Origin of the sequence: Psychroserpens jangbogonensis (genome assembly GCF_000797465.1) — a bacterium.
Taxonomy (GTDB): Bacteria; Bacteroidota; Bacteroidia; order Flavobacteriales; family Flavobacteriaceae; genus Psychroserpens; species Psychroserpens jangbogonensis.
In genome coordinates this window covers 810569-832369 of sequence record NZ_JSWG01000009.1, presented here as the reverse complement: position 1 = coordinate 832369, position 21801 = coordinate 810569, and the positions used below count along the sequence as shown (strand labels likewise).

General features: G+C 32.6%; 21 protein-coding genes. 13 read left to right on the top strand and 8 right to left on the bottom strand.

The features are described from left to right. The first annotated feature begins 1 nt into the window (after position 1). From RH81_RS16540 to RH81_RS10670, 8 genes are all read left to right on the top strand, one after another. The gene (locus RH81_RS16540; protein ID WP_052172519.1) at positions 2-886 is read left to right on the top strand and encodes a thioredoxin family protein; all 885 of its coding nucleotides are present in this window, start codon (positions 2-4) and stop codon (positions 884-886) included. A gap of 52 nt (positions 887-938) precedes the next feature. Then, positions 939-2093, top strand: a complete 1155-nt coding sequence (locus tag RH81_RS10700) for a hypothetical protein (RefSeq protein WP_033960205.1) — start codon at positions 939-941, stop codon at positions 2091-2093. 3 nt (positions 2094-2096) lie between these two features. Further along, positions 2097-3290 carry a tetratricopeptide repeat protein gene (locus RH81_RS10695; protein WP_033960204.1) on the top strand — a complete coding sequence of 398 codons (1194 nt, stop codon included), beginning with the start codon at positions 2097-2099 and terminating at the stop codon, positions 3288-3290. A 94-nt stretch (positions 3291-3384) separates the two neighbouring features. After that, on the top strand, positions 3385-5076 hold the full coding sequence (lysS, locus tag RH81_RS10690; protein WP_033960203.1) for a lysine--tRNA ligase: 1692 nt from the start codon (positions 3385-3387) through the stop codon (positions 5074-5076). 106 nt (positions 5077-5182) lie between these two features. Then, complete coding sequence (locus tag RH81_RS10685; protein ID WP_033960202.1) at positions 5183-6886, top strand: toxin-antitoxin system YwqK family antitoxin; 1704 nt, start codon at positions 5183-5185, stop codon at positions 6884-6886. Beyond that, on the top strand, positions 6876-7412 hold the full coding sequence (locus RH81_RS10680) for a hypothetical protein (RefSeq protein WP_152604821.1): 537 nt from the start codon (positions 6876-6878) through the stop codon (positions 7410-7412). Before RH81_RS10685 ends, RH81_RS10680 begins: the two co-directional genes overlap by 11 nt. A 175-nt stretch (positions 7413-7587) precedes the next feature. After that, entirely contained in the window at positions 7588-8838 is a 1251-nt protein-coding gene (locus RH81_RS10675; protein WP_152604820.1) for a fibronectin type III domain-containing protein, read from the top strand. A 134-nt stretch (positions 8839-8972) separates the two neighbouring features. Continuing rightward, positions 8973-11468 carry a zinc-dependent metalloprotease gene (locus RH81_RS10670; protein WP_033960199.1) on the top strand — a complete coding sequence of 832 codons (2496 nt, stop codon included), beginning with the start codon at positions 8973-8975 and terminating at the stop codon, positions 11466-11468. 54 nt (positions 11469-11522) lie between these two features. Here RH81_RS10670 and RH81_RS10665 read toward each other — a convergent pair whose 3' ends face one another. After that, positions 11523-12272, bottom strand: a complete 750-nt coding sequence (locus RH81_RS10665; protein WP_241478982.1) for an alpha/beta hydrolase — start codon at positions 12270-12272, stop codon at positions 11523-11525. Between the two features lie 34 nt (positions 12273-12306). Further along, positions 12307-13185 (bottom strand): alpha/beta hydrolase, encoded by an 879-nt coding sequence (locus RH81_RS10660; protein WP_033960195.1) that lies wholly within the window; start codon positions 13183-13185, stop codon positions 12307-12309. A 117-nt stretch (positions 13186-13302) separates the two neighbouring features. On the opposite strand from RH81_RS10660, the gene RH81_RS10655 reads away from it, so the two are divergent. Further along, positions 13303-13944 carry an O-methyltransferase gene (locus RH81_RS10655; protein WP_033960194.1) on the top strand — a complete coding sequence of 214 codons (642 nt, stop codon included), beginning with the start codon at positions 13303-13305 and terminating at the stop codon, positions 13942-13944. A gap of 6 nt (positions 13945-13950) precedes the next feature. Here the strand turns inward: RH81_RS10655 and RH81_RS10650 are convergent, their stop codons facing one another. The 4 genes from RH81_RS10650 to RH81_RS10635 form a co-directional block, all read right to left on the bottom strand. Continuing rightward, the gene (locus RH81_RS10650) at positions 13951-14238 is read right to left on the bottom strand and encodes a twin-arginine translocase TatA/TatE family subunit (RefSeq protein WP_033960193.1); all 288 of its coding nucleotides are present in this window, start codon (positions 14236-14238) and stop codon (positions 13951-13953) included. Positions 14239-14310: 72 nt separating this feature from the next. Then, positions 14311-15057, bottom strand: coding sequence for a carboxypeptidase-like regulatory domain-containing protein (locus RH81_RS10645; protein WP_052172518.1), 747 nt, complete (start codon positions 15055-15057; stop codon positions 14311-14313). A 40-nt stretch (positions 15058-15097) separates the two neighbouring features. After that, complete coding sequence (locus RH81_RS10640; protein WP_033960192.1) at positions 15098-15868, bottom strand: carboxypeptidase-like regulatory domain-containing protein; 771 nt, start codon at positions 15866-15868, stop codon at positions 15098-15100. After that, positions 15855-16667, bottom strand: coding sequence for a carboxypeptidase-like regulatory domain-containing protein (locus RH81_RS10635; RefSeq protein WP_033960191.1), 813 nt, complete (start codon positions 16665-16667; stop codon positions 15855-15857). Before RH81_RS10635 ends, RH81_RS10640 begins: the two co-directional genes overlap by 14 nt. Positions 16668-16816: 149 nt before the next feature. On the opposite strand from RH81_RS10635, the gene pepE reads away from it, so the two are divergent. Further along, positions 16817-17524 carry a dipeptidase PepE gene (gene pepE / locus RH81_RS10630; RefSeq protein WP_033960190.1) on the top strand — a complete coding sequence of 236 codons (708 nt, stop codon included), beginning with the start codon at positions 16817-16819 and terminating at the stop codon, positions 17522-17524. On the opposite strand, the gene RH81_RS10625 is transcribed toward pepE, so the two are convergent. Continuing rightward, on the bottom strand, positions 17525-17950 hold the full coding sequence (locus tag RH81_RS10625) for a GNAT family N-acetyltransferase (protein ID WP_033960189.1): 426 nt from the start codon (positions 17948-17950) through the stop codon (positions 17525-17527). Positions 17951-18032: 82 nt separating this feature from the next. On the opposite strand from RH81_RS10625, the gene RH81_RS10620 reads away from it, so the two are divergent. Together RH81_RS10620 and RH81_RS10615 are read left to right on the top strand one after the other, a co-directional pair. After that, complete coding sequence (locus tag RH81_RS10620; protein WP_033960188.1) at positions 18033-18767, top strand: M15 family metallopeptidase; 735 nt, start codon at positions 18033-18035, stop codon at positions 18765-18767. A gap of 25 nt (positions 18768-18792) precedes the next feature. Further along, positions 18793-19563: a M48 family metalloprotease gene (locus RH81_RS10615; RefSeq protein ID WP_033960186.1), complete on the top strand. Its 771-nt coding sequence runs from the start codon at positions 18793-18795 to the stop codon at positions 19561-19563. Positions 19564-19621: 58 nt separating this feature from the next. Here RH81_RS10615 and RH81_RS10610 read toward each other — a convergent pair whose 3' ends face one another. Next, a complete protein-coding gene (locus tag RH81_RS10610; RefSeq protein WP_033960184.1) occupies positions 19622-20008 on the bottom strand; it encodes an ankyrin repeat domain-containing protein in 387 nt (128 codons plus the stop codon). Positions 20009-20266: 258 nt separating this feature from the next. Here RH81_RS10610 and gpmI point away from each other — a divergent pair, with 258 nt between their 5' ends. Further along, the gene (gpmI, locus tag RH81_RS10605; protein ID WP_033960182.1) at positions 20267-21790 is read left to right on the top strand and encodes a 2,3-bisphosphoglycerate-independent phosphoglycerate mutase; all 1524 of its coding nucleotides are present in this window, start codon (positions 20267-20269) and stop codon (positions 21788-21790) included. Positions 21791-21801 lie beyond the last annotated feature (11 nt).

Sequence of the window (21801 nt, the reverse complement as noted above, 5' to 3'; positions counted from 1 at the left end):
TATGAGAAACTATACTTTAATTCTAGTAACAATTTTGTTTTCAATTGTTACTAATGCTCAAGACATCAATAATGAAATTGCAATTGATGATGAAACCCCTTTTTTGCTCGGAAAAATTAATAAAGACGGTTTAACCTCGGAAAACTATAACCAATGGTTTTCAAAAAACTTTGAAAACTATGAGCTTGACCAAGCCACAATAAAAGCAATCGGTTCAAAACTCCAAGAGTATCAAATCACACTTTTTATGGGAACATGGTGTGGCGATAGTAAAAAGGAGGTGCCTCGTTTTTACAAAATTTTGGAGGCATGTGATTTTCCTGAAGACCAACTCACTGTGATCGCATTGAGCCGAAAATCATACATGTACAAGCAAAGTCCTAATCATTACGAAGCAGGATTAAACATTCATCGTGTACCAACTTTCGTCTTTTATAAAGACAGAAAAGAAGCCAATCGTATTATTGAACATCCAGTAGAATCTCTAGAAAAAGACATCTTGAGTATTCTAACTTCAGATGACTATCAATCTAACTATGAGATTGTTACTAAAATTAGTAATGTTTTAAAAGAAGACGGACTGAATGGCTTGAAAAAACAGAGAAAAAAACTGGTAAAAGCCTTTGATGGAAAAGTAAGTAGTATGTATGAATTAAATACCTATGGCCGCATCTTATACTCTACTAACAGAAGTAATGAAGCAATTGAGGTCTATAAATTAAATGCAAAATTGTTTCCAGAAAACCCAAGAACTCATATGAGTTTAGCAAATACTTTAGGCATTAATGGAAATCCAAAAGAAGCTGTAAAAGTTATTGAAAAGGCCATCAAGTTATTTCCGGACAACCAAGACCTTGTAGATAATTTAAAGGCTCTAAATAATTAGAATACCAAAGAAGTTATTGACATCGTCAACATAAAACTATAACAGAAACAGAATGAAAACAACCGGTATAATAGTAATATTATTAATATCTGTAAGCATTTCAAGTGCGCAAACGTCAATTCTAAATTTATACCCAGAAATTAAGCTTCCAAAAGACAGTTTAGAAAGTCAGAAATTAGTTTCATCATTAAATAAATTCTTGATTGCCGCTCAAGCAGATGCTAAAATAAATGAATGGGTCTATGAACCAGAGTTTTTGCAAACCACTCTTTTATTGGACGAAATTGAAGGCATTCATAAAAAAGAAGATTCCATTTTTTACAAACCTTACCTTCTTGATATTAATGCAATAGAAAAGGAGCAATATATTATTCAAATTGCTTATCTCGGAACAATAGACGAAACACCTTCAATTAGAGCAAGTATTGAATTAATCGCACATAAAATCGAAAATAAATACTTGTTTTCGTCGCCATTAGTTCGTAACACAAAACATTGGAAATCAACTTCAGTTGAAAACTACACCTTTTACTATCGAGACACAATAGATCTCAAAAAGGCTAAAGAATATCAAAGATTAACGGCTTTCCATGACAAAAAACTCAACATTGATCCCAAAAACACAAGCGTCTATCTTTTTGAAGACGATTTAATCTCACAAAAGTACTTTGGTTTAAATTATAAGCTAGATTACAACGGAAGAGGCGCAAGTATTGTTTGGAGTGTTCTACTTGAAAACCAAGATATTTATGTCATAAACAATTCTATTCTAATTGAATTTGATCCTCACGATTTATGGCATAATCGACTAAGCAAAGTAATATCCAGAAGAAAAGTAAATCATGCTGTAGATGAAGGCATTGCTACACTTCATGGTGGAAGTTGGGGTTTCAGTTGGCAAGAGATGTTTACTGAGTTTCAAAATCAGATACAAATTGACAAACATACTGATTGGTTAAAGTTAAGAGAGCAAAAATCATATTTTGAAACTCCAGGACATAAAAATCCAACAGAATTTATGATTACTGCTTTATTCGTAAAGAAAATTGAGAATGAAAAAGGATTCTCAGCTGTCTGGGAATTGCTAAATGCCAAAGAGGAAGACGCCTATTTCAAAACATTAGAAAAACTTACCGGAATTACCAAAAACAACTACAATAAGGAAGTTTGGAAATTGGTTAAACAAGAGATTACAAATAAAATATAAGTTATGAAAAAATTGAAAAGCCTATTTCTCATTTGTACTGTGTACTTTATATCAACCCAACTTATAAATGGACAGGAAAAGCAAAACTTTCTGTTTACAAAAGGAGATAATAACATTTCAGTAATCACAATGGGAGATACTAGTTCTCCTCACTGCACAATTATTGAATATCCCGAATATTTAGTCCTTCATGAAATTCCCAAGATTCCCGTCGAAAAGAATAAGGAAAACTCAATAACGACAGAGGATGACAAAGCCAAACCTCTTATTACTTTTATAGATAGTATTTACTTAAACAAACCCATAAAATATATTCTCAATTCTCATCATCATAGCCATAGCTTATCAATCATTACTCCATTTCTAGAAAATGGTGCAAAGTTGGTAACAACCAAAGAGAATATTAAAACCCATAACAAAAAAGGTCTTTTTGGTAATAAAACGAGTGATTCCTATTCTGAATCGATTATTCAAATTTCTTCTGATACTACTTTATTAGCGGAAACAAAAAATCCAATAGATGTATTATATCTGAAAAAATCAGACTACAATAGTATTCCTACAGAAACCTATTTGTTTTTCAACTTTCCTGAGCAAAAATTACTGGCCACTTCCTGCATGGTTTATCTGAAAGATATTAATGAAAAATATGGATATAAAGGAATTGTATATAACAATAGACTAATCGATGTAAATAAAATAATAACAGACAAAAATCTTAAAGTCAAAAACACTTTGCAGTTATATAAATTCACATACGATAACGGCAATCGAAAACCACCTATTTTCTCCATATCTCATCTTGAAAAAGTGTTGGAACATAGTTGGCATAGAAGGAAACTCTCCGAACATTTCCAAAGTATGAGCTATGAAGAACTTACGACAAATAAGGACAACTTATTGGAATACCATATTGAAAATAGCATATACCACATCATTTTAAATCATGCCGTTTATGAATTGATTGAGAAGAAAGACTACCCAAAAGCAGTATTACTAGCACAAATTTTACTTCTTTATGAACCAGATAGAATTGATTATATAGACACTTTAGGTGAAGCACATTTCAATAATGGACAAATCAACATGGCAAAGTATTATAATGAAATCATAAAGGAGTCAAAATCAAATACTGAGGAAATAGGTTTGGTCATGTGGGAAACAAACCAAAAGGATAGACTAAAAAACAGTAACTAAAAAACCATAATCAAGACTCAAAACTATTCTTAATCAAATTAGTACTATATTTTTTGTAAATAATGTAATTTTGCACCTTTAAAATACATTTAGCATGCAGCTTTCAGAACAAGAATTAGTACGACGCGAAAAACTCGCAAAATTAAGAGATTTGGGTATTAACCCATATCCTGCAGATTTATTTCCAGTAAATCATACATCCAAACAGATTAAGGAAACTTATGAAGAGGGTAAAAAGGTGATTATTGCTGGTCGTTTGATGCGTAAAAAAATTCAAGGAAAAGCTTCTTTTGGTGAAATCCAAGATTCTGAAGGTCGTATCCAAGTATATTTCAATCGTGATGAAATTTGTCCAGGAGAGGACAAAACTAAATACAATGAGCTTTTTAAAAAGTTACTAGATCTTGGTGATTTTATTGGAATTGAAGGTGAATTATTCACTACACAAGTTGGAGAAATCACTGTTAATATAAAAGATTATAAATTATTGAGCAAAGCCTTAAAACCTTTGCCGCTACCTAAGACGGATAGTGAAGGTAATACTTTTGATGAATTTAATGACCCAGAATTACGTTACAGACAACGTTACGCTGATTTAGTTGTTAATCCACATGTAAAAGAGGTGTTTGTAAAGCGAACAAAACTCTTCAATGCCATGCGTGATTTTTTCAACACGGCTGGTTATTTTGAAGTTGAAACACCAATATTACAACCTATACCAGGAGGAGCTGCTGCAAGACCATTTGCAACGCATCATAATACTTTAGACATTCCGTTATACATGAGAATTGCTAACGAATTATACCTTAAACGATTAATTGTTGGTGGATTTGATGGTGTGTATGAGTTCTCAAAAAACTTCAGAAATGAAGGAATGGACAGAACACATAATCCTGAATTTACAGCAATGGAAATCTATGTGTCTTACAAAGATTACAACTGGATGATGGATTTCTGTGAGCGTCTATTAGAGCATTGTGCAATTGTCGTAAATGGAACTACTGAAGCAACATTTGGAGAACACAAGATTGATTTCAAAGCGCCTTATGCTCGTATTACCATGGCAGATTCTATAAAGCATTTTACAGGTTTTGATATCATAGGAAAAACAGAAGATGAGATTCGCCAAGCTGCAAAAGGTATGGGAATTGAAGTGGATGATACGATGGGTAAAGGAAAGCTAATTGATGAAATCTTTGGTGAGAAATGTGAAGGAAATTACATTCAGCCAACCTTTATTACAGATTATCCAAAAGAAATGAGTCCGTTGTGTAAAGAACATCGAGATAATCCTGAATTAACAGAACGTTTTGAGTTAATGGTCTGCGGAAAAGAAATCGCAAATGCCTACTCAGAATTGAATGATCCAATTGATCAACGAGAACGTTTTGAACACCAGTTGAAACTGGCAGCAAAAGGAGATGATGAAGCTACAGAATTTATTGATCACGATTTCCTTCGTGCACTAGAATATGGAATGCCTCCTACATCTGGAATGGGAATTGGAATGGATAGACTAATTATGTTCTTAACCAATAACCAATCGATCCAAGAAGTATTATTCTTTCCTCAAATGAGACCAGAGAGAAAAGCAGTTGAAATGAGTGAAGAAGAGAAAGCCGTATTTGAAGTGCTAAAATCTAATTCGCCAATAGCGTTAAACGATTTAAAAGTGCAATCTGGTTTGAGTAATAAAAAATGGGATAAGACCATTAAAGGCTTGACTAGTAAAAAGGTCGCTAAGGTGATTAAAAATGATGATGGGTTATTTGTTGAAATAATTTAAAAACAATTCATAACAGTATAACTAAAAAGAGTCACAACAATGTGACTCTTTTTTTATTCAAAATACATATATTTAAAACCTCAACAGTAGTCACTAATCATACAACATGAATAAACCATTAATTTCGTCATTCTGCCTTGTATTCGCATTTTTTCAATTAACGGTGTCTGCCCAAAATGACACCATTTGGTACGATCAGGAATGGAATGAATCCACAAAGATATATGCTGAATTTTTTAGACCTACACCAAAAAAGGTAAAAGGAAAATTCATAATTAAAGATTACTATATCAGCGGTAAATTGCAAATGGAAGGTCCTTCTGTAGAGCAAGACACTACAGTTTTTGATGGTGAAGTCACACATTATTTCAAATCTGGAATCACACAAAGCACAGTTAATTACCTCAATGGTAAACCTCATGGACGAGCAACTGAGTTTTTCGAAGATGGACTACTTAAAAGCACAAGTTCTTTCGATAATGGAAGTATGAATGGTGAGTATAAAGAATACTATTCAAACGGACAATTAAGAGGAACTGTAAACTACAAGAACAATGTTTTAGATGGTCTTTATCAAGAATTTTACGACAATGGCAACAAAAAGACTTTCGTCTCTTATAAGGATGGAAAAAGGTCTGGAGATTACAAAGAATATTTTCAAAATGGTAACATCCAATATGCTGCATATTTTGAGAACGACATGCTTCAAGGTGATACAAAAATGTATGATTATGATGGCAAACTAAAGAATTCAGGCAGTTTTATAGACAATCAAAAAAATGGTGTCTGGACCAGTATTAGCAGTGATAATCAAGTCGTCACTAGAACCTATGAAAAAGAAGTTTTACAAGGTGAAATGACCTTTGAAATGGAACAGACAAAAATACCTTTTATACAATATTACAAAGGCACAGGTATGTATGAAAACGGAAAACTAACCGCTTGGAAGTTAGAAAAAACAATTAAAGACGATTATAAACCATTCCGAGTTATGGCTATTGAAAATGGTGTTGAGATTTGGAAAAACTATGATGATTACGGAAACCTCTATTCAGAAGTGTCTTATGACGAAAATAACGTTGAAAATGGAAATTGGAAGTTTTACCATTCAAATGGCCAACTCAAACATGATATAACTTTTGAAGCTAAAGATTGCTATAAAAAAATAAGAGAACAGGTTATTATAGAAATTGAAGAAATTGAAGAAACTGTAATTGAATCAGTTGAATCTGCTGAAGATAGTGATTACAATGACGCAAATGGTAAACCAGGAATACCTAGTTCGTATCTTCCAAATGAATTAACAAATCAAGAGGCATTTGATTTTACATACAAATGTGGAGCTTCTACTCAAGGTAATTATACACAGTATTACAAAAACGGAAAGCCAAAACTAAAAGCCACTTTTAAAAACGGAAAACCTATTGGAGATGTTCAATTTTTTGACGATTCAAATAAAAAAACAACATTTAATATTGTTAATGATTCTTTAGCCTTTAATAAGGCAATTAAAGTAACTGCAATTAAAACCGAATCCTATGTAAAGTTGGATTATTCTACCATTGAACCAGCACCTTTAGAAATGATTGTGTATTATGAAGATCATTATGGAGAATCAAACATTAGAAAGACTATCGTTCATCCATTACTTAAATATTACTTCAGTAACCTTCCAACAGATTCACAATTTTTCTTAGACATAAAAACAAAACTAAATGAAGATGAACACATGAGTTTTGAAACCAAAAGATTCAACTCAAGCCTCTATTATTCATTAGAAATCTATAAAGAAAATGTATATGACAATTAAAAAAATAGCCATAGTTTGTGCCTGCCTTTTCATGTTTACAAGCTGCCTTGAACAAGAGCTAGTTTTAAACATAAATAAGAACGGGAAAGCCAATCTTAAATACTCAGTAATTGTTGAAGACACTTATGCTGGTGAAGAAGCTCAAATTGCAGTTTGGGGAATGGTCAACAGCTTCCCAGAGTTAAAAGACAACTACACTATTGAGAAAAAAGCAATTGACGATGGTGGCTATTTCAACAACAAAACAGCTTATGAGTTTTCTAATAATGACTTAGTCGATTTGAAATCCAATCAGAATATTGACTTTTATGAAAAAGATGGCGTGTATTGGTTTGAAATGAAAATTCCTTCTTTAGAAATTGATAACGATGACGATGACGAAGTGATATACAGCCTTACGATTACACTTCCGAAAGAAATTGAAATGGCTACAACAAGTCGATTTTCATCAAATAGAGCAACCTGGAAAATTCATAAAAGTGACCTAAAAACCGGAATGGTATTAAAAGCATTTACCGTAAAGTAATTTTCAATTATATCATTTCAGTATCCTGATTAAACCATGAAATAATTTTTAATCAATCTAAATTGCTTAATTTCAAAGATTAAAAACAACTTCACATCGAATTTATCTTCTAAAAATCTACTTTTTCATTATCTTAGCAGAACGCTATTAATGAGAAAAAAATTAGACCCAAATTATGAAAAAGCTAAGTTTCCTATTCATATTTGCATGCACACTTTTAGCCTGTAATAATGACGACGACACAATAGATTCTTGCAATAAAGCAACAAGCCTTCTAGCAGAGGATATTACAACAACAAGTGCAACTATTAATTGGAACGATGCAAACAACGCATCGTCTTACTTTGTTGAATATGGTGTTTCAGGTTTTTCGATAGGCTCAGGAACAATACTTATTGAGAGTGATACAACCGCAGATTTACAAAACTTAACACCAGAAACGACTTATGATGTTTATATACAAGTGGTATGTAGCACAGATAATTTAAGTATGTATTCTGATGTATTTAGTTTTACTACTGCCATATTACCAGTTATTCCAGAATTTAGACCAACCCTATCCGAATTGAATTTATTCACGGGAAACTTGGGAGATTTGAATCCAACAGTTTTTGCGTTTGAATACGATTTAAACACAAAACTATTTACAGATTACGCACATAAACAACGTTTAATTGCTTTACCTGATGGAGAGAAAATGACTTATAATGGAGATGGATTCCCATTATTTCCTGACAATACAGTTATTGCAAAAACATTTTATTATAACAATAATGAAACCGACTTATCACAAGGAAGAAATATTATTGAAACTAGACTCCTGATTAAAATAAATGGCGCTTGGGAACTTGGAAACTACAAGTGGAATGAATCTCAAACTGATGCAGCATTAGACATTGATGGAGCAGTAGTCCCTGTAACTTGGATAAATGCTGAAGGTGAATCTCAAAGTATCGGTTACGAAATTCCTTCAAGTACCGATTGTTTTACTTGTCATAGTAACACTTCTGAAACCACACCTATTGGTCCAAGATTAAGAACATTAAACTTTAATATTAATGGCTCTAACCAATTACAAACCTTAATTGATAATGAAATGCTTGAAGGATTAACAGATCCCGCAACAGTAAGTGTTTTACCAAATTGGGAAGACACTAGTTTAGGGTTAGAAAGACGTGCAAGAGCTTACATGGATATTAATTGTGCCCATTGCCATATTGAAGGCGGATTTTGTGATCAACAGTCTGGTTTAAGACTGTCTTATGAAACAGATTTTGGTGAATCTAATATTTCTGCAAGCAGTAGCAGCATCTTGGCTAGAATTCAAAATACCATTCCAGAATACGGAATGCCATATATTGGAACCACTATACTTCATGATGAAGGTGTATCTCTACTTGTAGATTATATAAACTCATTAGAATAGACAATCAAAAATACAAAATAAAGAAAGCCTCTTTTTAGCGGCTTTTTTTTCGTTAAAAAAGTATTAAAAGCCTAGTTTGACAAGATAAATAAATTAGGATTTCTTATTTTCACGTACTAATTTAAAACTCAACCATTTTGAAAAATCTCTCCATTAAACTACTCTTCGTAGTTTCGGTTTTTTTTGTTGTATCCTGTTCTTCAACAAAAGAAGCCAGCAAATCAAAAAAAGGTGCTACTGAAGCAGCTAAAAAACCCACTAAAAAACCTGGCAAAAATGACATTCAACCTTATAGCAAGGTAATTACAAAAGACGCAAAAAGTGATGAAGGTTTATTTACTGTTCACACTTTAGACGAGAAATACTTTTATGAAATTCCAGATTCCTTATTCGATCGTGAAATGCTAATGGTATCTCGGATCTCAAAAACCGCAAGTGGCTTAGGTTTTGGTGGTGGAAAAATAAACGAACAAGTTTTACGTTGGGAGAAAAAAGGAAAAAAAGTAATAGTACGCGTTGTATCATACAACGTATTTGCTGCAGATTCACTTCCTGTAAATGAAGCTGTTAAAAACTCAAACTTTGAACCGGTATTATTTACGTTTCCAATAAAAGCTTTTGGGAAAGACTCAACAAGTACTATCGTAGATGTGACACCACTATTTGAAAAAGATGTAAAATCTCTTGGTTTACCAAATTTCGCAAGAAAACCTTATAAAATCTCACGTTTAGAAAGTGACAAATCATTTATAGAAAGTGTTAAGAGTTATCCAAGAAATATTGAAGCGAGACACGTAAAAACATACGCTGCTGGTTCTCCTCCATCTAATTCAAGTACTGGAAGTATTTCGATAGAAATCAACAATTCTATGATTCTTCTACCAGACACCCTTATGAAACGTCGTTATTTTGATGAACGCGTTGGATGGTTTGCAAGAAGTCAAACAGATTATGGTTTAGAAGATCAGAAAAGTAAATCTTTAGAATTTTTAGACCGTTGGAGACTTGAAGTACGTGATGAAGACCTAGAAAAATTTAACCGTGGAGAACTCGTTGTTCCTAAAAAACAAATCGTGTATTACATTGATAGAGCTACTCCTAAAAAATGGCGTAAGTATCTCAAACAAGGTATAGAAAATTGGCAAGTTGCTTTTGAAGCAGCTGGATTTAAAAATGCAATTATTGCTAAAGACCCACCAACGGTAGAAGAAGATCCTGAATGGAGTCCTGAAGATGTACGTTATTCTGTAGTACGTTATTTGGCTTCTCCAATTCCTAATGCAAATGGACCACACGTTAGTGATCCTAGAACTGGTGAGATTCTTGAAAGTGATATTAATTGGTATCATAACGTAATGACGTTATTACGTGGCTGGTTCTTTGTTCAAACGGCTGCAATCAATCCTGACGCTCAAAGTCCACAATTTAAAGATGAAGTTATGGGACGATTAATTCGTTTTGTATCTGCTCATGAAGTTGGACATACACTTGGCTTACCTCACAACATGGGAAGTAGTGTTGCTTATCCCGTTGAAAAACTGCGTGATGCAGCCTTTACTCAAGAATTTGGTACTGCTCCATCTATTATGGATTATGCACGTTTTAATTACGTTGCACAACCTGGAGATGAAGGTGTTGCTTTAATGCCAGATATTGGTGTTTATGATAAGTATGCTATTTCTTGGGGTTACAAACCTATTATGGGTAAAACTGCTGATGAAGAAAAGCCTGTTCTAAATCAATGGATTATGGATCATGCTGGAGATCCAATGTATCGTTTTGGACATCAACAAGTTGGTGATGTACATGATCCTAGTTCTCAAACTGAAGATTTAGGAGATGATGCTATGTTAGCTAGTGATTACGGAATCAAGAACTTAAAGCGTATCGTTCCTAATTTAATAGATTGGACCACAGAAGCTGGTGAAGATTATGATGACTTACAAGAAATGTATGGACATGTATTATCTCAGTTTAGACGTTATATGGGACACGTTTCTAATAATATTGGTGGTGTTTACGAACATTACAAAGCTGCAGATCAACCAGGTGCTGTTTATACTCCTGTAGCTAAAGATCATCAGAAACGAGCAATGACCTTTATACAAGAGAATTTATTTGATACACCAGAATGGTTAATTAATAAAACTATATTAGATCGTATCGAATATTCAGGTTCAGTTGATCGTGTTAGAGGTTTACAAGTAAGAACTTTGAATAACATCATGAGCTTAGGTAAAATGCAACGTTTAACTGAAGCTGAAACCTTTAATGGAAATGATGCTTATGCACTTACTGACATGATGAAAGATATGCGTCAAGGTATTTGGAGTGAATTGCGTAATGGAAGAAGAATTGACACTTACAGACGTAATTTACAACGTGCACATATTGATAGATTAGGATATTTAATGACTGCTGAAAATCAAAGAAAAGCTCCTGCTTTTGGAGGTTATCAAAAATCGACAGCTGTAAATACTAGTCAATCTGATATTAGAGCAGTTGTAAGAGCTGAATTAAAAACGCTTCGTAGTCAATTACGTTCTGCTCGTGGAGCGGATTCTATGAGTAGAATTCATATTGCTGATGCTTTAGAACGTATTGATGCTATTTTAAATCCGAATGGATAAAATTACAAGTATATAAATTGAATAAAAAAAGCTTCAGAGATTTCTGAGGCTTTTTTATTTTAAAATTGAAAGAATACCTTCTTTGTATAAATCAAAACTTATTAGGTTATTATGACCTCCTCCATCAATGGTAATAAATGAGGTGTTATCACTTGGAGCAACAGATTTTAATTTTTCCGCAGAACTATACGGAATTACTTTATCATCTGTTCCGTGAAACATCGTAATTGGACATTTTACGCTTGTAATAAATTCATTCGTTGGAAACTCATACTTCAGGAGTGCAGTTACAGGAAATAAAGGAAAACGATGCTTTGCTACATCTAAAATACTGTAATAAGGTGTTTCTAAAATGAGTTGATTAGGTTGGTGTTTTGATGCTAAATACGTTGCAATTCCTGTCCCTAGAGAACGACCATACAACACGATATCTTCTTCAGAGTACTGCTTCAACAAATAATCATAACAAAATTGAGCATCGTCATAAAACCCTTGCTCACTCAACTTACCTTTACTCTTTCCATAAGTTCTGTAATCCATAATGAGTACATCATAATTTTGCGACACAAAATGCTCTCCTATAATTCCCCAACGGCTTAAATCACCAGCATTTCCATGAAAATATAAAATGACGCCTTTAGGGTTTTCAGTTTTAAAATGTATCGCATTTATAGAGACATCTTCTGAAGTTTGAAAAAATAGCTCTTCAAAAGGATATCTAAATTCATATTGAAAATCTTGAGCCAAATTACTGGGCAGAAATAAAATCTTTTCTTGTAAAAAATAAAGTGAAGCTCCAATCATAATATAGAGTACTAAAAGAAATTTAAGAACTCTCTTAAGCCTTCTTCTTAGTCGGTTTTGATGAGTGAATAACATTAATGCTTGTGGTTTTTAAATCTATGGTTTTAGTCGTTTTATTTACAATATCATCCAACATGCTATGGTAAGACTCGAAATTATTTAAGTTTTTATGTCCACCTCCAATAACCGTGTGCAATTTTGTTAGCTTAGGATTCACTTGAGATAACTTAACACTGGTTTTGTATGGAATAAGTTTATCATGCGTTCCATGAATGATATGAATTGGGCATTGAACATATTTTAACCATTTGTATGTTGGCAGAGGATATTTCATGAGTAACGATAAAGGCATAAAAGGCGCATAACGAGCTGTTACTTTAGTTAAGCTATAATAAGGAGCATCGAGAACCAACATTTTAGGATGATTCATTGAAGCTAGCTTAGCTGCAAATCCAGAGCCAAGGGACCTTCCGTAGAGAATAATCCTATCTTCTGTAGTCATTTCTTTCAGTTTATTATAAACCAACTGCAAATCACGCTTAATTGCTTTTTGCGAACGTCTACCTGTACTTTTTCCAAACCCTCTATAATCAACCATCAATACATTGTAGCCATGTCTCGTAAAATCTACTGCAAATTTTCCCCAACCTTTTATACTCTTAGAATTACCTTTAAGATATAATACAACACCTTTACTTTCTCCTTTAGGGAAAAATCGTAAGCCATTGATTACAGCTCCATCTCTAGTTTCCAAATTATACTCCTTTGTTTCTTGGTTTTCATAATCAAATTGAAAATCTTTAGGAAGTTTTTCTGGCTTAAACAGCATGTAGTCTTGAAGATAGTATAGTGCAATACTAATAGCAATGTAAATTATTAATACTGGGATAAGAATAGACAACCAATATGGCATGCTGAGGATTTTATGTATAGACAAGATAGGAAATTAAATGAGAATCAGTTTTTGAATGCATACTGCTAAGATTTTCTAACCTAAAATCGTTTACTTTGTAATTCAATAATAGATGAAATGTATTTTTTACCTGAAAAACTAGATGAGTATGTTGTTGCGCATTCTCAAGGAGAACCTGAATTATTACAACAGCTCACTAGAGAAACGTACCAGAAAATTTTGCAACCCATTATGCTAAGCGGTCCTTATCAAGGTAGAGTGCTGAGTATGATTTCGAAATTGAAATCTCCAAAAACCATTTTAGAACTAGGTACTTTTACTGGTTATGCCACCTTATGTTTGGCTGAAGGATTACAAGCTGATGGTGAAATTGACACTATCGATGTTAATGAAGAGTTAATGGATTTTCAGCGAAAATATTTTGACAAGTCCGAATTTGGAAAGCAAATACATCAACATTTAGGAAGCGCAATAGATATTATACCCAAATTGAACAATACTTATGATTTGGCGTTTATTGATGCTGACAAACCTAATTACTCAAATTATTTTCATTTGATTGTAGACAAGATGAATCCTGGAGGAATCATTCTTTCTGATAATGTGCTATGGCATGGAAAAGTGGTTGAACCCCTTGAGGACAAAGATATTTCTACAAAAGCTGTGTTGGAGTTTAATACACTTTTAAAAAAAGATAATCGTATTGAAACCGTGATGCTACCTATTCGTGATGGATTGACTGTGAGTCGGAAAAAATAATAAAAACTATTGCTCTCTTTTTATAGATCCTGAGAAGTCTTCAATTTCATCTTTTACTTTATTGATTTCTTCTGTAATGTCTTCTGTGATTTTGGTATCTACTTTATGGTTTTCTGAAGATTTTTTAATTTCGGACTTTACTTCATTAGACGCGTCTCTTAGACTTCGCATCCCTTTACCTAAACCCTTTGCAACTTCAGGAATTTTATCTGCACCAAAGACCATCACAGCTATAAATAGTATGAACATGACCTCTGTGGTACCAATAAATAAAAATGTTGCTAATAGATTCACAATGCAAATATACTAAGATGTTTGGATTGGACGGAAATTGACGTCTAAATTATTTCTCAATTTTATTCTATTCTAATCTTCACTACCCTCAACTTGGATATTAAATGCAAGGAGTTTATCAATTAAAAACTCAAAAAGCTTAATATCGCTTTCTAGTTTACAGGCCTCTAAAAATTTTGGATCTTCTGACGCATAATAGAAAAATTCCATCTTTAAGGTTTCTTCCAATTCTATATGTCCAAAAAGCTCATCAGATAATTCGGCAATGGCCTTATCCATACAAGCATCTTGTTTTTCCAATCTTACCAGATGCTTTAATTTCTTGGTTCGCCCTGAAATTCTATTCAAAATCTTATGAATATTAACAGTTGCGATCAAGCCATAGTAATACACAAATTTACCTCCATCAGCTTCAAGTACTCGACGTTCTTTTTGAGTTTTAGGTTTTCCTGTATAACCTGGAATTCCCACATCATAAAAGTTAATATCAGCCTTTGCATCACTGTTATTTATATCAGACGATAAATCTCCTGTAAGCACCTTACCAACAATTACTTCATCTAGTTCGTTGACTCGATCTTCGAGGTTTATTATAATAAATTTAGCACTAATGATTTCTTTTGTAACTACTATTTTTCTTGTAATATACTGAACGCTAGACACTAGAATGGTATCATTAACTTGGGTAAGAATTTCAAACGCACCTTTACTATCTGTTATAGTATATTCTTCAGCAGAAATATTTAAAATATGAATCCCTTCAAGTTCTGAACTTGCTACAACTTGGCCTTTTAAATTAATTGTTTGTGATATACCCACAAAAGTAATAAGGCAAGCTACAAATGAAAATAATATACACTTAGTCGTTTTCAATTTGAGATTTAAATTTTTCTAATTTTTGCTGCAAAAACTCTAGCATTTGAAAGTCATTATTTAATTTACTCAATGGTAAAAATTTTGGATCATCAGTCACAAAATAAAAAAACTCTACTCTTTTTGACTCCTCTAGATTATCAATATCAAACAGCATTTCTGACAAATCAGACATGACCTCACGCATTGCAATATCAATATTTTCTCTTGCTATTTGTCCTTTTAATTGTTTGGTCCGACCAGAAAGCCAGTTAAGAATCGGAGTTAAAGGCACCAAACCTCCACCCGAAGTTGCTTCATGTAACCGCCGTTCGGACTGTGTTTTTTGTTTACCAGTATAACCAGGAATTCCTAAATCATAAAAATTTATTTCACGCTTAACTTCACTGTTTTCAATGTCAGACAACAAATCTCCAGTAAGTATTTTACCAACTACGACTTCATCTAACTCTGTAATCTCATCGACAAGATCAACCGTTATAAATTTAGATTGAATTATTTGTGGTGTTACTACAACCTCTAACGGTTTATATTGAATGGCAGAAATTAAAATGGTATCGTTTATAGATGCTGAAATTTTAAATTCTCCATCATCATTTGTGATGGTAAATTTATTTGCAGTTTTGTTTATGACATGAATACGATCAATATCTGAACTAGCAGAAACTTTCCCACGTATTTCAGTTGATTGAGAAAACACATAACCAAACTGAACAAAGCTTAAGATTAAAAAAGTAACTTCTTTAATCTTTATCATTCTTTTTATTTAAGAATGTTTTGCTTTTCTGATTCAAAACTTCAAGAAATTCTAATTCTTTTCCGTAGTTGAGCAAACTAAAATCAAAGTCTTTATCATCTTCTACATATCCAATAAATTCTTCTACACGATGCTCTGGAATATCAAAATTATCGACTAAAAACGAAGACCCAAAATAGTATTTAATAGAACTCACTGGTACTTCAGAAATTCCAGCTGCTTTTTTATCTTTCACTTTAGATCTAAATAAAGGAAGCAGTAATTGATCAACCACATTTCGGATATTTAAACCATTAACCATAGTTTGCGATTGTGAATGCATTGCTATGTTATTTATTTCAGATCTGTTATCATCGGAGAACTCATAATCATCACTTCTTTTAATTCCGAAATAAAGCGCATCTAATTTTGGATTATATGTTTTTACACTAGTAATATCCATATCTAAATCTCCCGAAAGCCCTTTAGTCATAACTAATACCTCATCTAATTTATTAATCTCAACGATCAAAATAACACGAATGCGTTTTGATTCTAGAATAGCTTTGCTGACTTTGAAATCAAAATTTTGATATTGTAAAGCTCTAACTTCAATAAAATCATTTAAAGCAACAGCAATAATAAACTCACCGTTTTCATCAGTTACAGCACCTTTATTAGAAGATGTATTATAAACTGTTATCCCTTCAATATCATTGCCTTCAACAATGATTTTACCTTCAACAACAACTCTTTTAATGTCTTGGGAAACAGCATAAAAACTTATGCAAAACAGTAATATTGACAATAGCTTTTTCATAGGTTAGTTATTTGATATAAAAATAATTTCAATTGATTTAATTTCAACATAAAGCCTTGTAAACTTTTGTTAAATTAAAGGTTTACTTAAATTTACAATAATTAAAATGAAGTCCATAATGAACCTTAAATGGTTTTAAATATTTAACAATGAAAAACATCATCATAGCTAGTACGTCAACAATTCATGGTAGTGGACCATTAGAATATTTATTAGATGAACTTTCTGTTTTTTTTAAAGATACTTCGGAAATACTTTTCATTCCGTATGCAAGACCAGGAGGGATTTCTCATGATGAATATACGTCAAACGTTAATAAAGCATTTAGTCAAATAGGGAAAGTAGCTCGTGGTATTCATGAATTTGAAGACCCAAAAGCAGCAATTGCAAATGCCAAAGCTATTTTTACTGGTGGAGGCAACACCTTTGTACTCGTAAATCAACTTTATAAAAATGATTTATTAGCTCCTATTAAAGCTGCCGTTAATTCTGGCACTCCATATTTAGGAACTAGTGCAGGAAGTAATATTTGCGGACTTACAGCCAACACGACTAACGATATGCCAATTATCTATCCACCAAGTTTTAAAACTTTTGGATTTGTTCCGTTTAACATAAATCCTCATTATTTAGATCCAGATCCAACAAGTACGCATAAAGGAGAAACAAGAGAAACTCGTATAAAAGAGTTTCATGCCTTTAATACACAACCTGTAGTAGGAATTCGCGAAGGAAGTTGGTTGGCAGTAAAAGGAGATGCTATTATTCTGAAAGGACCTTTAAGTGCAAGAATATTTGAACATAACAAAGCGCCTTATGAAGTTGATACTGAAACTGATTTAAGCCACTTGAAATAGTTAAAGCGTTTTCAAAAAATGATAGCCTAAAATTTCAAAACCTTCATTGTAATAAAACTTATGAGACGGATAGTTTTGAACGTAAGTATTTAGTTCTAAAGTTTCAACACCTTTTGTTTTTACATGACTGTAAATCCATTCTAAAAATTGTTTTCCCAAACCTTTATTTCTGTAATTTTCTGCAATGAAGACGTGATCTAGTTCTACACTTTTTCCAGCATAATGACGCGTACAATACCAAAGCCCAGATACACCAATTAATTGATCTTTATCATAAATTACGGCACATTCATAGTTTTCTGTTACCATGTCTGCAAAACGCTCTTTTAAAAGTGCATCAGAAGATTTATGGCTCGTTAATTGTTGTACCAAAGGTATGATGTCATTTATTTGTGAAGGGTTTAAAATCTGAAACTGAAATGACATAAATATTAATTTTAAAGTGAAGATAATTATTTTTAACTGAAAATGAATTAGTAAATTCACTTGTGTATTAATCTAAAACGCATTGAAACGTAGACAATTTATAAAATCAACTTTAGCTTCAGGCTTAGCAATATCGGTAATTCCACAATTAGCATTTCAAACTAATACAACTAAAATTAGTTATGAAGAATTGATAGGAAAGGGGAACCCTAACCTTTATGGTGATGGTTATCAATTACGAAAAGAAGCACATGATGCTTTAGTAAGCCTAAAAAAAGAAGCGCTTAAAAGTGACATTCGTATTCAAGTTGTGTCTAGTTATAGAGGATACAACCACCAAAACAAGATTTGGGAACGTAAATACAATAGAAATATTAATAATGGATTAACTCCACAAGAAAGCATCAATAAGATTATAGAATACTCAACCATACCAGGAACATCTAGACATCATTGGGCAACAGATATCGATATTATTGATGTCAATGTAGCACAACCGTCAACTGTATTGCGCCCTAGTCATTTTGAAGACAATGGTTGTTATAGAAAACTGAAACTTTGGATGGATGAAAATGCAAATGCTTTTGGGTTTTACTTAGTTTATACAAATGCACAAAATCGTCAGGGTTTTAAATATGAGCCATGGCACTATAGTTATAAACCACTTTCAAGTCAGTATTTATTAGAATACAAGAACTTGAATATTAAAAATATTATAGCGAATGAAAATTTATTAGGGAATGCATATTTTTATGATGATTTCATTTCTAAGTACTTAAACGAAAATATTTTGGATATAAATCCGGAACTTTTGTAAATTTAAAGCACAAATAACCGAAATCATGAGAGGAAAGAATTTTAAAATCAGACTGCTAATTGGTGTAGCAATAGCATTGTTTTTTGTTATAAAAAGATGTAGTCAACGTGAAGAAAATCCATATACTGGTCGCATGCAAACCATATCGATGACACCAGATAAAGAAATACAAATAGGTCTTGCCAGTGTTCCAGGTATGACACAACAGCATGGTGGCTTACATCCAAACGCTCAGTATCAGGCTCTAGTTGATGATATTGGTAACAAATTAATTAATAATAGTATCGCTAGCGAGACTCCATATGAATATGAGTTTCATTTGTTAGCAGATCCAAACTCCATTAATGCATTTGCATTACCAGGAGGTCAGATATTTATTACTTATGCCTTGTTTTCAAAATTAGAAAATGAAGATCAACTTGCAGGTGTTTTAGGTCATGAAATTGGTCATGTATTAGGTCGTCATAGTGCAGAACGTATTGCCGAAAGTGAATATTGGCAAGGTTTAGCAACAGCAGGTTCTGTTGGAGGAGATATTGGTAGTTTAGTTAGTGGTATTGGTCAAAATACATTGTTGACAAATGGTAGAGATGATGAATTAGAGAGTGATGATTTAGGTGTAAAGTTTATGTTGAATGCAGGATACCATGCAGAAGAAATGATTGATGTTATGGAAATTTTAAAAGCTGCTGCAGGTCCTAATCGAGTTCCAGAGTTTCAAAGTACACATCCAGATCCAGAAAATAGAATAGAAAAAATAAAAGAGTCTATTGCTAAATACAAAAAGACGCTTTAAAAAAAGCGTCTTTTCTACTAACTAACTCAAATAATTGTCATTTATAATGACTTGTATTTTAAGATTCTAAACTTCTTAAATATGATAAGGCATCTTTAGCATTTGATGCTTCTGCATATTTTTTTGCAGTCAAACCTTTGTCACTTTTAGCTTTCAATTTTGCTCCATTTTCAACTAAAAGTTTTAAAATATCTAAACGGTTATACTTTGCTGCATACATTGCAGGTGTCATACCTTTAGAAGATTTGTTTACATTAATTCCTAAGTCTATTAATTTTTGAACTGTTTCGATGTCTCCTTTTACAATAGAGATACAGAATGGACTTACGGTTGATTTTTTTACAACTACTTCATAAGTTGAAGTATTACTAATTACATTTTTTGCATTTAATGCTGTTACTGAAAACGCCATTGCGATTGCAACGATAATTACTGATTTTTTCATGATGAAAGATTTTAATTAATTGATTGTTTTTGATTATACTAAATAGACGCTATATTTCTTAAAGTGTTACACATAAAAAACATAAATAACATTTCTTTAACTATTTTAAACAAATATGTTAAGAGCATCTTAAATCTAAAAACAGCTATAACTACCTTTAAATCATTGCTTCATGTATTTTTTAAATACTTTATTTTATGATCTAATAATTATCATTTCGATTTATAAACTTTTATCTTTGAAACCAAATACAACACAATGAACAAAAAAGTTATTTTGATGATTCTTGATGGTTGGGGAAAATCTCCTGACCCAAAAGTTTCTGCAATAGACAATGCCAATACACCTTTTATAGATTCACTTTACCATACCTATTCTCACGCATCTTTAAGAACTGATGGACTTCATGTTGGCTTACCAGAGGGACAAATGGGAAATAGTGAAGTTGGCCATATGAATCTTGGAGCTGGAAGAATTGTTTATCAAGATCTCGTTAAGATTAACTTAGCTGTTGAGAATAATACATTAAAAGACGAACACGTATTAATTGATGCATTTGACTATGCTAAATCTAATAGCAAACCTGTTCATTTTATAGGATTAGTTAGTGATGGAGGTGTTCATTCACATATTAATCATCTATTTGGATTGGTTGACGCAGCAAATAATGCTGGCGTAGAAGAATCCTACATACATGCATTTACAGATGGTCGAGATGTTGATCCAAAATCAGGGTTTGGGTTTATTACTTCATTAGAATCTCACATTAAAGGTACCAAAACGAAACTAGCTTCTGTTACTGGCCGTTACTTTGCGATGGATAGAGACAAACGTTGGGAACGTGTAAAATTAGCATACGATGCGGTCGCTAAGGGCATTGGTGAATACTCTAAGAATGCAACGGATTCTATTCAAAACAGTTATGATAATGATGTAACTGATGAATTTATTAAGCCAATTGTAATGGTTGACGACCATGACAATCCACTAACCAAAATACAATCTGGAGATGTTGTAATCTTTTTTAATTTCAGAACAGATAGAGGAAGAGAACTTACCGAAGCACTTTCTCAGGATGATTTCCATGAGCAAAATATGCACAAACTGGATTTGTATTATGTGACCTTAACTAATTATGATGATTCATATAAAGGCATCAAAGTTGTTTACAATAAAGATAACCTCACAGAAACGTTAGGAGAAATATTAGAAAAACATCACAAACAACAAATTCGAATTGCTGAGACTGAAAAATATCCTCATGTTACTTTTTTCTTTTCGGGTGGACAAGAAAAACCTTTTGAAGGCGAAACACGTATTTTAAGAAACTCTCCAAAAGTAGCCACTTACGACTTAAAGCCTGAAATGAGCGCTTTTGAACTTCGTGATGCATTAATTCCAGAGCTTAAAAAAGGAGATGTTGATTTTGTGTGTTTAAATTTCGCCAATGGAGACATGGTAGGTCACACAGGAGTTATGGAAGCTGCGATTAAAGCATGTGAAGCCGTTGATATTTGTGTTAAAGATGTTATTGAATCTGCTTTAGAAATGGACTATACAACTATTCTAATTGCCGATCATGGAAATTGCGAAACTATGATTAATCCTGACGGTTCGCCACATACTGCGCATACTACTAATCCGGTTCCAATTATTTTAATTAATAATGACAAGACTGTTATTAAAGATGGGATATTAGGTGATATAGCACCTACAATTCTTAAACTTATGGATATTGATCAACCTGAAGCAATGACGCAAAAATCATTGGTAAACCTTTAAATCTAAAAAGA

Bases quoted from the DNA above. Each gene is read 5' to 3' on its own strand.
- RH81_RS16540 (WP_052172519.1), top strand. From the start codon at position 2: ATGAGAAACTATACTTTAATTCTAGTAACAATTTTGTTTTCAATTGTT.
- RH81_RS10700 (WP_033960205.1), top strand. From the start codon at position 939: ATGAAAACAACCGGTATAATAGTAATATTATTAATATCTGTAAGCATT.
- RH81_RS10695 (WP_033960204.1), top strand. From the start codon at position 2,097: ATGAAAAAATTGAAAAGCCTATTTCTCATTTGTACTGTGTACTTTATA.
- lysS (WP_033960203.1), top strand. From the start codon at position 3,385: ATGCAGCTTTCAGAACAAGAATTAGTACGACGCGAAAAACTCGCAAAA.
- RH81_RS10685 (WP_033960202.1), top strand. From the start codon at position 5,183: ATGAATAAACCATTAATTTCGTCATTCTGCCTTGTATTCGCATTTTTT.
- RH81_RS10680 (WP_152604821.1), top strand. From the start codon at position 6,876: ATGACAATTAAAAAAATAGCCATAGTTTGTGCCTGCCTTTTCATGTTT.
- RH81_RS10675 (WP_152604820.1), top strand. From the start codon at position 7,588: ATGAAAAAGCTAAGTTTCCTATTCATATTTGCATGCACACTTTTAGCC.
- RH81_RS10665 (WP_241478982.1), bottom strand. From the start codon at position 12,272: ATGATTGGAGCTTCACTTTATTTTTTACAAGAAAAGATTTTATTTCTG.
- RH81_RS10660 (WP_033960195.1), bottom strand. From the start codon at position 13,185: ATGCCATATTGGTTGTCTATTCTTATCCCAGTATTAATAATTTACATT.
- RH81_RS10655 (WP_033960194.1), top strand. From the start codon at position 13,303: ATGTATTTTTTACCTGAAAAACTAGATGAGTATGTTGTTGCGCATTCT.
- RH81_RS10640 (WP_033960192.1), bottom strand. From the start codon at position 15,868: ATGATAAAGATTAAAGAAGTTACTTTTTTAATCTTAAGCTTTGTTCAG.
- RH81_RS10635 (WP_033960191.1), bottom strand. From the start codon at position 16,667: ATGAAAAAGCTATTGTCAATATTACTGTTTTGCATAAGTTTTTATGCT.
- pepE (WP_033960190.1), top strand. From the start codon at position 16,817: ATGAAAAACATCATCATAGCTAGTACGTCAACAATTCATGGTAGTGGA.
- RH81_RS10625 (WP_033960189.1), bottom strand. From the start codon at position 17,950: ATGTCATTTCAGTTTCAGATTTTAAACCCTTCACAAATAAATGACATC.
- RH81_RS10615 (WP_033960186.1), top strand. From the start codon at position 18,793: ATGAGAGGAAAGAATTTTAAAATCAGACTGCTAATTGGTGTAGCAATA.
- RH81_RS10610 (WP_033960184.1), bottom strand. From the start codon at position 20,008: ATGAAAAAATCAGTAATTATCGTTGCAATCGCAATGGCGTTTTCAGTA.
- gpmI (WP_033960182.1), top strand. From the start codon at position 20,267: ATGAACAAAAAAGTTATTTTGATGATTCTTGATGGTTGGGGAAAATCT.